The 16,362-nt window shown below is 74.2% G+C and carries 2 protein-coding genes; both read right to left on the bottom strand.

Annotation, left to right across the window (positions count from 1 at the left end; all coding sequences use genetic code 11):
• Positions 1–34: 34 nt before the first annotated feature.
• A complete protein-coding gene (locus L0P92_RS13925; RefSeq protein WP_234762928.1) occupies positions 35–2,425 on the bottom strand; it encodes a thioester reductase domain-containing protein in 2,391 nt (796 codons plus the stop codon).
• A gap of 97 nt (positions 2,426–2,522) precedes the next feature.
• Positions 2,523–16,295, bottom strand: a complete 13,773-nt coding sequence (locus L0P92_RS13920) for a type I polyketide synthase (protein ID WP_234762927.1) — start codon at positions 16,293–16,295, stop codon at positions 2,523–2,525.
• Between the last annotated feature and the right edge of the window lie 67 nt (positions 16,296–16,362).

Below are 16,362 nucleotides of genomic sequence, written 5' to 3'. Positions count from 1 at the left end.
GGCCGGGCGGGCCGCGAAGAAGAGGTCCGGAAGATCATCGGTGTTGCTCCGTGGGGGTCTGGGGGCGGCGCAGGTCGAGCAGGTCCGCGGCGGCCCGGGCGAAGGGGCCGAGCAGGCCGCGGCCCATCTCCAGGCCGAACCAGGCGAGCCAGGTCAGCTTGGCGGCGCGCTTCTCCTGGCCGGTCAGGCGTGGGTCGACCTTGATGCCGTCGATCTGGTCGCGTACGTAGGACTCCGCGGGGACGACGACCTCGCCGGCCAGGTGTGCCGGTTCGCCCTCTCGGCCGAGTTCCACGGTCAGGGCGCGGGTCTGCCGCCACACGTCGCGGCGGGCGCGGGCGTACTTGTGGCCCTCCAGCCACCAGCGGCCCCCGTCGGCGTCGGTCAACTCCAGCCGGTAGCGGAGGAGTTGGTGGCGCAGGCCGTGCCGGTGCGGGATGCCTTCCTCGGGGCGGATCCAGATGTCGCCGCGTGCCACGGTCAGCGGCTCGGGGTGCAGGGCGGGGCAGGTGACCTCGCCGCGGACGTCGACACGGCGTTCCGTGACCAGCTGGTGCATGCTCGCGATGGAGAGGGTGAGGGACATCGAACAGGGGGTGTCGGGGCTGCCGTCGACCGGGCCGACGCCGCCCCGGGTGGTCTCGGTGAACCACAGGTAGGGCTGGTCGTCCTTCTGCGGGAGCCGGGCCAGGCCGTCGTCGGCGAGGCGTTCGAAGGTCTTCAGCTGGGCCCGGGCGTCGTAGCGGGCGGCGGGCGGCAGGCCGAGGGCCTCGACGAGTTGGGTGGTGCGGTCGGCCGTGGCGGCCGGGCCCTTCAGGGTCGCCTCGCACAGTTTCAGGGCGGTGGGGCTCTGCAACACCCGGCTGAGGAAGGTCAGTTCGGGGATCGGCTCGGCCTCCAGGCGGGCGAGGGCGTCCACGCGCCACTCGTCCCAGTCGTGAACGCGGACGTGCATGCCGCCGAACGCCATGTCCCCCACGACGTCGTCGAGGGTGTTGGGCACACCGGTGAGGTTGTAGTCGAAGCCCCAGGCGTCCGGTTCGCAGACGGCGGCGACCACGACGCGGCTGACCCAGTCGACGGGGGCGGCGTTGAGATAGCGGAAGGCAGGAACCGTGCGGAAGCGGCCGAAGGCCGAGATGAGGCCGCTGCTGAGGTCCTGGGGGTTGTAGGCGCCGGTCCTGGTGTGGCCGCCGATGCCGCCTGGGCGCAGGGCCGTGACGACCAGGCCGTGGTCGCGCGCGCGGCGCAGGGCGACCTCGGCGGCCCACTTGGTCTGGTCGTAGCCGGCGACGAGCCGGTCGATGTGGGCGAGCGGGTCGTCCTCGCCCATGGAGGGGATGCCGACCTCGTTGAAGACGGCGATGGAGGAGATGTGGTGCAGGGGCTTGGGGCGTCCGGTCGCCGCCAGTTCGGCGAGGGTGAGGGCGCCGAGGACGTTGCTGCCGCGCAGGGACTGGTAGCCACGCAGGAAGTCCACGGCCGCCGCGACTCCCACGACGCTGTCGAGTTCGTGGGCGAGGGTGTTCCACAGGTCGTCGGACAGGCCCAGACGGGGTCGGCGGATGTCGCCGGGGAGCACGGTGATGCGGCGGCGGACCTCCGAGGACCAGGGCAGCCCGTACTTCTTGAGCGCCTCGCCGAGACGGGCCGTGGCCGCCTCCTCGTCGGCGGCGCGGACCAGGCAGTGGACGTGGGCGTCGCTGTGCCGCAACAGGTCCAGCAGCATGTGGCTGCCGAGGAAGCCGGTGGCGCCGGTCAGCAGCACGCGGCGGGGCGGCAGCGGGTCGGGTGAGGCGGTGAAGGGGAGGCGGTCGGCGAGGGCCAGGTCGGCGAGGATCTGGGTGAGGTCCTCGGGGCGGGCGGTGGAGTGCGGCGGGGCGCTGTGGGGACGCGCGGCCACGGCGGGTGGCGGAGTCGGCCGCGTCGCCGATGGATCGACCGGTTCCGGTACGGCGGTCGGCGGGGTGCTGTGGGGAGGCACGGCTGCCACGACAGTCGGCCGCGTCTCCACGAGTTCGGCCGTTTCCTGTACGGCAGTTGTGGTTCCCCTGGCGTGCAGCCGGCTCTTGGCGAGCGCGACCGGCCTGGCGTCGGCGAAGACCTCGTCCAGGTCGACCGACACGCCCAGCTCGTCCTCCAGCGCCGAGACGAGCTCCACCGCGCTCACGGAGGTGCCCCCGGCGTCGAAGAAGTCGGCGTCGGGCGACAGATGTCCCGCGGGGACGAAGCGACCCGCCACGGCCGCGATGGCGGCGGCGAGTTCGTCGGCGTCACGCGGCAGGGCGTTCCGGGCAGGCGGGGCCGAGCCCGTGACCCTGGCCAGCAGGTCGGAGACGGTCAGACCGACGCCGCCGCGCTCGATCGCCTCCGCGGTCGCCCGCTGGTCGGCGCCTGCCGACACGTTCTCGTTCACCTCACGCATGGGAGCCCTTCACGGTGTTGCCCTGCCCTTTCCTCGCTGCTGTCCGCATGTCCTCGTACCGTCGCCGACCTCGCCGGCCACGCCGGCATCACCCGCGTCACCGCCGTCGCCACGAGCGGAACGTCCGAAGGTGCTCCGGTGTGACCACGGTCTCCAGCCGGTCGTCGTCCTGGTCGCCGCCGCCCAGCGCCGACAGCAGGCGTCGGGCCGGCGTGTTGCGCTCGGTGCGTTCCGCTGTCAGGCGGACCTTCGCGCAGTCCAGTTCCTCGGCCCGGTCGGCCAGCCAGCCCAGCAGCCGTTCCTCGACGCCCCGGCCGAGTGCGCGGCAGCTCATCAGCCAGGCCAGGACGTCGAGCCGGTCGCCCTCGCGGCGGACGGCGAGGAGGCCGATCTGGCCGTAGTCGCCGAAGCGGTCCCGGGCCGTCGCCGTCCAGACCTCGCCGTGCTCGCGCCAGCGGGCGACGTCGCCGCCGTCCGCCGAGCGTGTGCGCAGGGTGAACTGGTTGGTGCGGCGCACGAGTTGCTCCGCCCGTCGCACATCGGCGTCGGACAGCGCGCGGACGTCCACCTCCAGCTCCAGCTGTTCCAGGAACTCCTCGAAACCGGCCTCCGCGCGGACGGCGTCCCGCGCGCGTTCCTGCTCGTAGAACCGTGCGCGCAGCGCGTCCTCGGCGGTGGCCGCCACCGGAACCAGTGGCCACAACCGGCCCAGGAACTCCGGGAGTTCGGCCGCCGAAGGGCAGGTCACCGACAGGACCTGCGGGAGTGCGGCGCGCATCCTGGCGATTTCGGCCGGGTTGTCGTCGAGGAACAGGAAGCTGTCCAGGCCGAGGTCGAGCGTGCGGGCCGCGTCGGCCAGGCGGGCCGGTTTCGGGCCCCACTCGGCGGAGAGCACGCTGAAGTGTTCCGCCTTCAGCGGGCTGTCCGGGCGGTCCAGTACGGCGCGCACCACGTCCTCGTCGTTGTTGCTGACCAGCACCAGCAGTGCGCCGGCCGCCCGCCACTGCAGCAACCTGCGGGCGAGCAGGGCTCGCGGACCGGTCAGGTCCACGGCCTCGGGGCCGGCCTCCCCTGCCACGCCGCCCCACAGGGTCTCGTCGCCGTCGACCGCGATCACCTTGGGCGCCGGACGCCGTACCGCCCGGACGACCTCGGCGAGACGGAGGGCCATGGCCGCCTGGAAGGGCGCGGTGAAGGGGAGGTGGGCCATACGTTCGGTGCGTTCGTCGAAACGTTCCCCGACGGGATGGTGGCGGGTCCAGTCGTCGGGGCCGAGGACGGCGATGCCGGGCGCCTCGGCCAGCTCGGCGGCGACCTCCTGTTCCCACCGGCCGAGCCGGTCCTCCCCCTGGGCGGTGGGCGGGAAGCCGACGATCAGCGGCTTGTGGGTGCGCTCGGCGACCGCGCGCAGCGCTGCCGGGTAGGCGGTGCGCAGTTCGGCGAGCAGCGTGTCGTCGACGGGACCGAAGCGTTGCAGGTCGGTGGCCCGCAGCAGGACGACGCCGGTCGTCGTGGCCGGGTCGGCGAACACTCCGGACGGGTCACGCAGGCTCGCCAGCACATGGTGGTACGGGGCTTCGGCGACGGTGGTCGGGCTGTCCGGTGCCGCGGCGTCGAGGGCCGTCTCGCACATCAGCGGCAGGTTGCCCAGCGCGAAGGTGGCGGCGAGGGCGAGCCTGACGCCCTCGGCCCGGGCCGGCCCGGTGTCCGGCGCCGGGACGCGTACCGGACCCGTCGGGTCCTCAGCCGTCTCCACAAGCAGCCGCAGCAGCTCCTCCCCCAACTCGGCGACCGTCGCCGCGTCCAGGATGTCGAGGTTGTGGTCGAGGCGGATACGGCCCGCGTCCGGGGTCATGGTGACCATCAGGTCGAGGTCGGAATAGCCCGTCCCGGCCGGAAGCACCTCCAGGGCGCTCAGTCCGCCCGCGGCGCGCACGTAGTTGAAGTAGACCTCCACCAGCGGAGCGTTCGCCCGGTACAGGCCCTGCCGGGCCAGCGCCGGCAGCACGTCGGAGAACATGGCGCCCTTGGTCAGCACCCGCTCCAGCCGCCCGTCGGTGCGGCGCAGCACGTCCTCGATCCGCTCCCCCGCGTTCGCCTCGGCCGGGAAGGGCACCGGCACGCCGAAGAAGCCCACCGCGTCGTAGGCGTCGGCGTGGATACGGGTGTCCACGGGCACGGCGAGGACGAAGCGTTCCTGCTCGCGCTTTCTGGCCAGCAGGACGGTCAGGGTGCCGAGGCAGAAGGCGGCGGGGGTCACGGCCAGACGGCTCGCGGCGGTGGAGATCCGGTCCATGAGCCCGTCGGGGATCGGCACGGTGACGCTGCCGGCCCGGTACGAGCGGGTCTGCGGGCGCGGTCGGCTCAGGGTCAGGTCGAGGCGGGCGCTGCCCTGGAAGGCCTCGCGCCAGTCGTCGGCGCCGGCGCGGGCGTCGGCCGGGTTGGCCTGCGCATCGGCATGGCCGCCGGTCTGCTGGGCCTCGATCAGCAGTTGGATGTCGCGGTTGGCGACGGTGTCGCCCAGCGCGTGCCCGGAGAGCTCGGCGTCGATCTCGGCCGCCACCAGCAGCAGCGACTGGAGATCGCTGACCGCGTGGTGGGCACCGTAGACCAGGATCTGGCCGCGATCTCCGCCGTCCAGCAGCTCGAAACGCCACAGGGGCGCTGCGGCCAGGTCGAACGTCGGCTCCAGAAGCTCGCGCAGCCGGTCGGCGGCGTCGAGGGCGACGCCCTGCGGAACAACGCCCTCCTGAACAACCCCCTCCTGAACACCTTTCTCCTCCAGAACGACCGTCCACCGCAGCAGCGTCTCCTGCAGCTCGCGGTCCACCCTCAGCTGCCGTCCGCCCTCGTCGGCGGTGACGATGGCGGTGCGCAGGGCCGCGTGGCGCGCGGTGAGGCGGTCGAGGATGCCGGTGAGTGCCTCGCGGGTGGTGGGGGTGGTCAGGCGTACGGCGAGGCCGACGGCGTGGGCCGCGTCGGGCATGCCGGGCTGGGCGCTGCGCAGCAGGCGTACGACGTCGCGGGTCACGGGGTGCAGTTCGGTCGCCGGTACTTCGGCGGTTTGCTGCGGCTCGTGCGGTGTTGTCGGAGTGTCCCGTTCGGGCAGCGCGGTGCTCAGGGCCTGGGCTAGGCCGCGGATGTCGGCGGCGGAGAAGACGGTGGCGGCGGGGAGTTCGACCCCGAGTTCGCGGGCGAAGGCGTTGCGCAGCCGCACCAGCATGAGGGAGTCGAGGCCGAGTTCCTTCAGCGCCGTGGTCGCGGACACCTGGACCGCGCCGCCGGAGACCTCGCCGACGCGGGCGCGGACGTATGCCTCCAGGCGTACGGCCCGTTCGGCGTCGGTCGTCGCCGCGAACACGTGCTTGACGAGGTCGTCCGTGGCGGGTGTGCCGGTGGGGGCGGTGATCAGGTCGGCCAGGATCGGGCGGCTGCGGGCCGCGTCGGGGTCGAGGGCCAGCAGGTCCCAGTCCAGGGCCATCGGGGCGAGCTGACGGCGGGAGGTGGTCAGCACCCGCTCGAACAGTTCGCCGCCGTCCTGCGCGGAGAAGGCGACCAGTCCGGAGCGGGCCGTCTGCGCCTCGCGAACGCCGGACTCGGACACCATGCCCACGCCGGCCCAGGCGCCCCAGTCGAGGCTCAGCGCTCGGCGGTCGCGGAGGGCGAGGTGGTGCGCCCAGGCGTCGAGGAAGGCGTTGGCCGCCGAGTACGGGCTCTGTCCGGCCGAGCCGAGCAGACCGGCCGCCGAGGCGAACAGGACGAAGTCCTCGGCGTCCGGGGTCAGTTCGGTGAGCAGGGCGGTGCCGAGGACCTTGGGGCCGAGGACGCGCAGGACCCGCTCGTCGGTCAGGCCCGCGATCGTGGCGTCGTCCAGGACACCGGCCGCGTGGACGACCCCGGTGATCGGGCCGAGCGCGTGCCGTACGGCGTCCAGCGCGGCCGCGAGGCCTTCACGGTCGGCGACGTCGGCGCGGGCCAGGTGCACCGTCACGCCCCGCTCTTCGAGCCCCCGGATCCAGCCCAGGGCGTCCGCGTTCGGCGCGCTCCGGCTCATGAGGGCCAGCCGTCGGGCGCCCCGGCGGACCAGCCGCTCGGCGACGACCCGGCCGAGACCGCCCAGACCACCGGTGATCAGGTACGCGCCGTCCGGGGAGGTCGCGCCCTGCCCGGAGTCGTCCGGGCGGGTGCGGGTCAGCCGGGGTACGAGGCGTGTGTCCTCCCGCAGTGCGACGAGCCGTTCGTCGTCGGCGTGCCACAGCTGGGTCCACAGGGCGTCGGCGCCGCCGGTGGGCGGGAGGTCGACGAGGGTGGTCCGCAGCTCGGGGTGTTCCTGGGCGACGGCGAGGGCGAAGCCCCAGGCGAGCGCCTGCTGAGGGTGTGTCACCTGGGCGCTGTCACCGGCGGCTTGGCTTCCCCGGGCGACGACGAAGAGGCGGGGCGCCCTCCCCCGGTCGGCGAGTGCTCGCACCAGATGCAGGGTGCTCAGGCAGCACAGCCGGGCCGCCTCGTCGGCCGTACGACCGTCCTCGATCGCCGGGGCGTCGAGCGCGGAGAGCTGCACGACCCGCTGGGGCGGTTCGTCTGCGAAGGCCTCGTCGAGCAGGCGCGCCAGCTGGGCCGGGTCGGCCGTGTCGAGCACGTACCGGCCGGGGCCCTCGGCGGTGAACTCCTCGCCTCTGCGGGCGATCACGCAGGTCGCGGCGGGCGCGGAGGTCGCGGAGGCGCCGAGTCGCTCGACCAGGTCGGCGGCCACGCCCGACTCGTCGGCCAGGACGAGCCAGCTGCCCGGTACGGGCGGCTCGTCGGCGAGCGGGCGCGGCTGCCAGCGGGTCTCGAACAGCGCTCCGTCCAGCGGTGAGAGCGCGGCCAAGCGGAACTCCTCGGCCTCCAGCAGCAGTTGGTCCTTGTCGTCGTACAGGCGGAGGTCCAGGGTGGCGGTGTCGCCGGACACGGACCGCAGCTCGCAGGTCACCCAGGCGGGGGTGGTGCGCAGTCCGGTGTGGCGAAGGCGTGCGACTCCGGCGGGCACGAACGCCCGTCCCTGGGGTGCGTCGCCGGGCAGTGCGGCGGTGTGGAAGGCGGCGTCGAGGACGGCCGGGTGGAGCAGATGGCCGGCGGCGGGCCGGTCGGCCAGGCGGGCGACGGCGGCCGCGTGGGAACGGCGGCCCGACTCCAGACCCCGGAAGTCGGGTCCGTACTCGATGCCGAGGGTGGCGAGGGTGCCGTACACGGTCGGGAGGTCTGCGGGTTCCGTGCACCGGGCACGCACGTCGGCCGGCGCTGCGGTCGGGTCGTTCTCGGCCGTGGGCTCCGCAGGCGTGACGGCTGTGGGTTCCGCGGGGGTGACGGCCATGCGGCCGTCGACGTGCCGCTCCCAGCGGGCGCGCTGTCCGTCGCCCGCCGGGGCCGACGAGATCGTGAAGTCCCTGATGCCGTCGACGGCCGGTTTCAGGACGAGTTGCAGCCGTGTCGGCCGGGACTCGTCCAGGCGCAGCGGCTGGAGGAAGACGACGTCGTGGAGCCGTACGTCCTCGCCGTCGTGCACGGTGGCCGCGGCCTCCAGCGCCATGCTCAGGAAGGCGGCGCCGGGCAGCCACACCTCGCCGGTGACCCGGTGGTCGGTCAGATAGGCGAAGCGGCTGTCGCGCAGGTCCACCTCGCTCTGGAAGAGGTGCCGGTCGGCCTCGTCGCTGGCCTCGACGTGCGTACCCAGCAGCGGTGAGGCGCCGGTCGCGGTGGCCGGGGCGGGGGCGAGCCAGTGGCGTTCGCGGGCGAAGGCGTAGGTCGGCAGGTCGACGCGGCGTCCGGCCGGAAACAGCGCGGACCAGTCGGGCGTGTGGCCGGCCCCGTACAACTCCCCCAGCCCGCGCAGCAGTACGTCCCGCCCGCCCCGCTGGCGGCGCAGCGAGCCGACGCCGACCGCGTCGATCCCGGCCTCGGCGGCCACGGCCTCGATGGACGAGCCGAGCGAGGGGTGCGGGCTGAGCTCGACGAAGTAGCGGTAGCCGTCGTCCAGCATGCGGGTGATGGTGTCCGAGAAGCGGACCGGTTCGCTGAGGTTGGCGTACCAGTACGCGGGGTCCAGTCGGTCTCCGGGTACGGGCTCGGCCAGCACGGTCGAGTACAGCGGGACGGCGGTCCGCGCGCCTCGGATGCCGGGGAGGCGGTCGAGCAGATCCTGGCGGAGCGGGGCCATGAGCGGGGTGTGGGAGGCGAACGGGGTCGACAGGGTCCGGGCCTCGACGCCCTGCTCGTCGAGGCTGCGGCGCAGCTCGGCCAGCGCGTCGGCGGCGCCGGAGACGGCCGTGGCGTGGGGGCTGTTGACGGCGGCGACGAACAGCCGGCCGGCGTAGGGCGCGAGGAGTTCCTCGACGCGTGGTCGCGGCAGGTCCAGGGACAGCATGCCGCCCCTGCCCGCGACCGGTACGACCGCCTGGGCGCGTCCGGTGACCACCGTCACGGCGTCGTCCAGGGTGAGCGCGCCCGCGCTGTACGCGGCGGCGATCTCGCCCAGGCTGTGCCCGGTCACGGCGTCCGGGGTGACGCCCAGCGAGCGCCAGGCGGCCGTCAGGGCGGCGTTCACCGCGAACAGCGTCGGCTGGAGATACTCGGTGCGCTCCAGCGGGGAGAACTCCTCCGGTGCCCGCAGCGCGTTGAGCACCGACCAGCCGACGCGCCGCTCCACCGCCTCGTCGATCCGGGTCAGCTCCGCGCGGAACGCCTCCGACTCGGCCATCAGGTCCAGGCCCATCCCTGGCCATTGGCCGCCGTGCCCGGCGTAGACGAAGGCGACCTTGCCCGTCTGCTCCTCCCGGGGCGGCGGCAGCGGGAGGCGTCCGGCCGCCAACTCGCCGAGCACGGAGCGGAGTTCGTCCCGGTCCTCGGCCAGGATGGCGGTGCGCCGCTCGAAGTGGCTGCGGTGGCGGGCCAGGGTGTGGGCGATGTCCGGCAGAGCGGTATCGGCCTCCGGGTCGACGGCCGCGAGGTGGTGGGCCAGCGCCGCGGCCTGTCCGCGCAGGCCCGCCTCGCTGCGGCCGGACAGGACGAACAGCCGCTTTCCCGGGGGCGGTTCGACAGCTGGCTCGGCGGTCTGCGGTTCCGCCTCCTCGACGATCACATGCGCGTTGGTGCCGCTGATCCCGAAGGCGCTCACGCCCGCACGTCGGATCCGCTCCGCCGACGCGGGCCAGGCCGTGGCCTCCCGCAGCAGGTGCAGTCCGCTGTCCGCCCAGTCGACGTGGCGGCTGGGGGTGTCGGCGTGCAGGGTGCGCGGGAGGGTCTCGTGGCGCAGCGACTGCACGACCTTGATCAGGCCGACCACGCCCGAAGCCGCCTGTGCGTGCCCGATGTTGGACTTCAGCGAACCCAGGTGGAGCGGGCGGCCCTCGGGACGCGAGGCGCCGAAGACCTCGGCGAGCGCGTTCGCCTCGATGGGGTCGCCGAGGGTCGTGCCGGTGCCGTGGGCCTCGATGTGGTCGATGTCGGCGGGTGTGAGTGCGGACCGCTCCAGCGCTCGCCGGATCACCTGCTCCTGCGCGGGTCCGTTCGGCGCGGACAGGCCCTGGCTGCGGCCGTCCTGGTTGACGGCGGTGCCGCGCAGCACGGCCAGCACCCGGTCGCCGTCGCGCCGGGCGTCGCTCAGTCGTTTCAGTACGACCATGCCGGCGCCCTCGGCCCAGATGGCACCGTCGGCGCTGTCGGAGAAGGAGCGGCAGCGGCCCGTGGGCGACAGGCCGCGCAGCCGGCTGAACTCGACGAAGGTCTGCGGCGTGACCATCAGGGTGACGCCTCCGGCGAGCGCCAGATCGCACTCGCCCGCGCGCAGCGCCTGTGCCGCCAGATGCACGGCCACCAGCGACGAGGAGCACGCGGTGTCCACGGTGAGCGCGGGGCCGTTCAGCCCGAGGGTGTACGCGAGCCGGCCCGAGGCCACGCTCAGGGCGGAGCCCGTGCCGACGTAGCCGTCCAGTTGGTCGAGCCGGGTGCCGGACAGGTAGTCGCTGCCGAACATCCCGACGTACACGCCGGTGGTGCTGCCCGCCAGCTCTGCGGGCACGATGCCGGCGCGCTCCAGCGACTCCCAGGCCGTCTCCAGCAGCAGTCGCTGCTGCGGGTCCATGGCCGCCGCCTCCTTCGGGGTGATGCCGAAGAACGCGGCGTCGAAGGAGTCTATGTCGTCGAGGAACCCGCCTTCGCGGGCGTACGACTTGCCGAGCGCGTCCGGGTCGGGGTCGTACAGCGACTCGACGTCCCACCGGCCCGCCGGGAACGGTCCGACCGCGTCCCGGCCCTCCGCGACCAGACGCCACAGCCCCTCCGGGTCGCGCACGCCGCCGGGCAGCCGGCAGGCCATGGAGACCAGGGCCACCGGCTCGTCCGACGGCGGCGTGTGCGCGGAGGCGGATCCGGGCGCGGATCCGGGCGTGGGCTCGCGGCTCGCGCTGCCCGGTGTCGCCAGGACGCCGGTCAGCAGGTACTCGGCGAGCCGGTCTGGCGTCGGGTGGTCGAAGAGGAGGGTCGCGGGGAGTTTGGAGCCGAGGCGAGTGCTGATGCGGTTGCGCAGGTCGACGGCGGTCACCGAGTCCATGCCGAGGTCCCGCAGCGGCTGGTCGGAGCGGACGGACTCCGCCGAGCGCAGGCCGAGCGCGTGGGCGGCCTCCTCGCGGACCAGGGCGAGGACCCGCGCGGCACGTTCGGGCTCCGGCAGCCGGGCGATCCGGTCGGCCAGGGTGCGGCCGCCGGCCCGGGCGGGGCGGGGCGCGGGAAGCAGCGTGCGCCACAGCGGCCCCGCGGGGGCGGCGGCCCGCAGCCGGGGCAGGTCCAGGGCCCAGGCGACCAGGTGGGCGGTGTCGCGGCGCAGGGCGAGCTCGGTCAGCTCGCGGCCCTGGTCGGGGGTGAGGGCGCGGTGCCCGAGGCGTGCCATCCGCTCCAGGTCGGCGTGCTGTGCCGCGAGCCCTTCGCCCGCCCAGGCGCCGAAGGAGACCGAGACTGCGGGCAGGCCCAGGGCGGCCCGTCGGTGGTGGGCGAGTTGGTCGAGGAAGGCGTTGGCGGCCGCGTAGTTGGCCTGGCCCGCGTTGCCGACGACTCCCGCGGCCGATGACACCAGGAGGAAGAGGTCCAGCGGCCGGCCGGCGGTGAGGCGGTGCAGGTGGGCGGCGCCGTCGACCTTGGGGCGCAGCACCTGTGCGAGGCGCTCGGGGGTCAGCTCGGCCACGACGCCGTCGGCGAGGACCCCGGCACAGTGGACGATGCCCCGCAGCGGCCTTTCGTCCCCGACGCCGGCCAGCAGCTCGGCCACAGCGGCGCCGTCCGCGACGTCGCACGCGGCGACCTCCACCTCGGCGCCGAACGCCGCCAGTTCGGCGACGGTGTCCGCGGCTCGGGGGTCCTCGGCTCCCTGACGAGACGTCAGCAGCAGGCGGGGGACGCCGTTCCCGGCGAGCAGCCGGGCGATGCTGCGGCCCACCGCGCCGAGGCCTCCGGTGATCAGCACCGTGCCGTCGGCGGGGAACGGGGTCTGGCGGTCTGACGGGGCGGGGCGCGCCCGTGTCATACGCGGCGCGAGCAACTGCCCGTCACGTAGGGCGAGTTCGGGCTCGTCCGCGTATGCCGCCGCGGCGAGCAGTGACGGTTCGTCACCGTCGAGATCGGGCTCAAGGTCGAGGTCGACGTCGAGCAGGGTCAGTCCGAGGTCGGGGTGTTCGGCGCGGGCCCCGCGGGCGAGGCCCCAGAGCACCGACTGGGCGAACCCGGGCACCGTGTCCCCGTCGGCTGCCGCGACCGCTCCCCGCGTCACCCAGACGGTACGCGCGGGCGCCTGGTCCGGCGGGAGGGCGATCAGCGTCTGGAGTTCGGCCAGCGCGATGGCCGCCAACTCCTGTGCGGCTGCTGCGGGTTCGGGATCGGGTGCGGTGCGGGGCCAGACGCGTACGACGGTGTCGGCGCCCTCGTCGGTGACCTGGGCGCCGGTCTCGGCCGGCGTCTCCGGTACGGCCGTCCACGCCACCTCGTACAGGTGGCGGCCGTTCTCCGAGGCGCTGTGCAGGTCGGCCGGGTTCGCGGCCCGCAGGCGTACGCCCTCCAGACGGCCCGCCGGGAAGCCGTCGGTGTCCCACAGGGTGACGTCGAGAGTGATGTCGGTCCCGGAGCCGCCTGCCCGGCGCACGGACGCGATCAGGTCCGTCGCGCTGCCGGGCGGCAGGACGCAGCGTGCCATCGCGACGGGCAGCAGGACCCGCTGCTCGGAGCTGTCGAGGGCGGCGGCCACGTGGAGGGCGGCGTCCAGGAGCGCCGGGTGCACCGGGTAGGGGTCGGTCGTGTCGCGGGCCACGGGTGGGAGCGTGAGGCGGGCCAGCAGGGTTCCGTCGCCGGTGACGGCTGCCTGTCGTACGCCCTGGAAGGCGGGGCCGTAACGGAGGCCGAAGTCGGTCAGCCGTTCGTAGGTGTCCTCCTGCCAGGCCGGTTCGGCCGTGTCGGGCCAGGCCGGGGGTTCGTCGGCCGGCGTGGCGGCACGCTCGGCGGCGGACGCCGTGGCGTGCAGGGTCCAGTCCGTGGCTTCCTGGCCGCGGGGACGGCTGTGGATCGTGATCTCCGGCGCGGCCCCTGCGGTGACCACCTCCACCGACACCTCGACGGTGCCGGTGGCGGGCAGGATGAGGGGCGCGAGGAGGAGCAGGTCGCTGACGTCGGCGGGGGTGTCCGGGCGGGCCGTGGCGAGGGCGGCCCGGCAGAGTTCCAGCAGGGTGGTGCCCGAGACCACGGTCCGGTCGAAGACGGTGTGGTCGGGCAGCCAGTCGGCGGTGGCCGGGGACCACTCGTCACGGAAGGTCCAGCGGGTCCGGTCCGTGGACCGGAGCTGGATGCCGAGCAAGGGGTGCGCGGCGCGGTCGAAGAGACCGGGTGCGGTCGCGGAGGCGGCCGGCTCGATCCAGTGGCGCTGTGTGTCCCAGGCGTACGTGGGAAGGTCGGCCGGGGTGGTGTGCGGGACGAGGCGGCGCCAGTCGATCCGCCGTCCGTGGACGTGGAGTTCCGCGGTGGCGCGGTCCAGGCAGGCCGGGCCGTCCTCGTCGCGACGGAGTGATCCGACGGCGACCAGGTCCTCGTCGATGGTGCGCAGGGCGGTGAGCAGCGAGGGGTGCGGGCTGAGCTCGACGAAGCAGCGGTAGCCGTCGGCGGCCATGCGCTCGACGGTGGGTGCGAAGCGGACGGGTTCGCGCAGGTTGGTGTACCAGTAGTCGGCTTCGAGTTCCTCCGTGACCGGCTCGCTCGTGACCGTGGAGTACCAGGTCACGGGCGTGGGGTAGGTGGTGACTCCGTCGAGTTCGTCGAGGATGGTGGTACGGATGGGCTCGACCTGAGCGCTGTGGGAGGCGTAGTCGACATCGAGGCGGCGGATGAAGACCTGCTGCCGGTCGAGGTCGGTGAGCAGGGCCTCCACGGCGTCCACGGCGCCGGCGATCACGGTCGAGCGGCCGCTGTTCACGGCGGCGACGGCGATCTCGCCGCCGTGGTCGGCGAGTCGGACTTCGACCTCGTTGTGCGGCAGGGCGACGACGGCCATGGTGCCGGTGCCGGACAGTTCGGTCAGTGCCTGGCTGCGCAGGGCGACCACGGCCGCGGCGTCGTTGAGGCTCAGCGCCCCGGCGACGCAGGCGGCGGCGACCTCGCCCTGACTGTGTCCGATCACGGCGTCCGGCCGTATGCCGCGGGCACGCCAGACCGCGGCCAGCGACACCATCACGGCGAACAGGGCCGGCTGGACGACGTCGACACGGTCCAGGGCCGGGGCGCCGGAGTCGCCGCGCACGACGGAGGTCACCGACCAGCCGGTGAACGGGCGCAGGGCGGCGTCGCAGCGGTCGAGCTCGTCGGCGAAGACGGGGTCACGGTCGAGCAGATCGCGGGCCATGCCGGCCCACTGGGAGCCCTGTCCGGGGAATACGAACGCCAACTTGCCCGCGGTGAGGGCGTGTTCGGGTCCGGTGATCAGCTCGGCGTCGGGGTGGTCCTCGGCGAGTTCGCGCAGGGCGATGAGCAGTTCGTCGCGGCTGCTCGCCCGGACGACGGCTCGGTGGTCGAAGTGGGTGCGGTGGTGGGCCAGGGTCGCGGCGACGGCGGGGAGCGGCGGCTCCGGTCGCGGTTCGAGGTCTTCCAGGAGGCGGCGGGCCTGTGCGCGCAGGGCGGGGTGAGTGCGGGCGGAGAGCGGGAAGAGGGTTGCGCCGGGGAGCTCGGCAGCCGGCTCCGCCGGCTCTTCCTCGGGCGCTTCCTCCAGCACCACATGGGCGTTGGTGCCGCTGATCCCGAACGCGCTCACCCCGGCGCGCCGCACCCGCTCGGGGTGCCGCGGCCAGGACTGCTGCTCGCCGGTCAGGCGCAGCCCGCTGCGCGCCCAGTCGATGTGCTCGGTCGGCGTCTCGGCGTGCAGGGACGCGGGTATGCGTTCGTGGCCGAGGGCGAGGACGGTCTTGATGACTCCGGCGATGCCCGCGGCGGCCTGGGTGTGGCCGATGTTGGACTTCAGGGATCCGACGCCGAGGGGGCGGTCGGCGTCGCGCCCGGGGCCGAAGACGGCGGCCAGGGCGCCCGCCTCGATGGGGTCGCCCAGGCGGGTGCCGGTGCCGTGGGCCTCGATGTGGTCCAGGTCGTGCGGCTGGAGCCCGGCCGCGTCGAGCGCGGCCCGCAACACCCGTTCCTGAGCCGGGCCGTTGGGGGCGCTGAGGCCCTGGCTGCGGCCGTCCTGGTTGATCGCCGAACCCTTGACGACGGCGAGCACCCGGTCGCCGTCGCGGCGCGCGTCCGCGAGCCGCTTGAGCAGCACCACACCGCAGCCCTCGGCCCACACCACGCCGTCCGCGTCCGCCGAGAACGGACCGCACCGCCCGGACGGCGACAGTCCGCGCAGCCTGCTGAACTCGACATGCCCGCGCGGGGTCACCAGCAGCGTCGCGCCGCCCGCCAGCGCGAGGTCGCACTCGCCGCCCGCCAGGGCCCGCGCGGCCAGATGCAGGGCGACCAGGGAGGACGAGCAGGCGGTGTCGATGGTGACGGCCGGGCCCTGGAGGCCCAGGGTGTAGGCGATACGGCCGGACGCCACGCTGGACGCCGAGCCGGTGCCTACGTGCCCGTCGAGCTGGTCGAGGGCGGCCGAGGCCAGATAGCCGCTGTCGTAGAGGCCGATGTAGACGCCCGTGGAGCTTCCGTTCAGCGTGTCCGGGACGATTCCGGCGCGTTCGATCGCCTCCCAGGCGGTCTGCAGGAGCAGCCGCTGCTGGGGGTCCATGGCGGCGGCCTCGCGCGGTGAGATCCCGAAGAAGGGGGCGTCGAAGCGGTCGATGCCGGAGAGGTAGCCGCCGTGCAGGGAGTAGGCCTTGCCGGTGGCGTCCGGGTCCGGGTCGTGCAGCCCTCGGGTGTCCCAACGGCCCGCCGGTACCTCGGTGATGGCGTCCTCGCCCGCGGCGAGCAGCCGCCAGAGCGCCTCGGGGTCGTCGGCGCCGCCGGGGAGGCGGCAGGCCATGGAGATGATCGCGATGTCGTCGTCGGTGCGCGGCGGCGTGCGGTCGGTGGACGGAACCGCTGCCGGGGTGGGCGTGGGTGTGTCGTCGAAGACCGCCTGGGCGAGGGCCGCGATGGTGGGGTGGTTGAAGATCAGGGAGGGGTCCAGGGTGCGGCCGGTGGCCGCCGACAGGTCGGCCGCCAGTGTCACCAACTGCCTTGATCCCAAGCCGAGTTCGGCGAGCGGACGCTCCGGGTCGACAGCCGGCGGGGCGACCCCGGTCGCCTCGGCGACGGCCGACTCCAGCCAGGCCCGCACACCGTCCGGTGTGGTGAGCGACGGCTCGGAGAACTGCTTCGGGGGCTCGTGCGCAGGCATCTGGAGAGGTGTCCTCGTGGATTCGGGCAGGGGTGGTGGCCGTACGTCGGGGTGGGCGCGCGTGGCG

Origin of the sequence: Streptomyces muensis (genome assembly GCF_021474425.1) — a bacterium.
In the GTDB taxonomy this organism is placed as follows: domain Bacteria; phylum Actinomycetota; class Actinomycetes; order Streptomycetales; family Streptomycetaceae; genus Streptomyces; species Streptomyces muensis.
The sequence above is the reverse complement of the archived record's forward strand: the minus strand, read 5'-3'. Positions and strand labels throughout refer to the sequence as shown.

What these genes read in the sequence shown, in the direction of transcription:
- L0P92_RS13925 (WP_234762928.1), bottom strand. Translation starts at nt 2,425, where the DNA reads ATGCGTGAGGTGAACGAGAACGTGTCGGCAGGCGCCGACCAGCGGGCG.
- L0P92_RS13920 (WP_234762927.1), bottom strand. Translation starts at nt 16,295, where the DNA reads ATGCCTGCGCACGAGCCCCCGAAGCAGTTCTCCGAGCCGTCGCTCACC.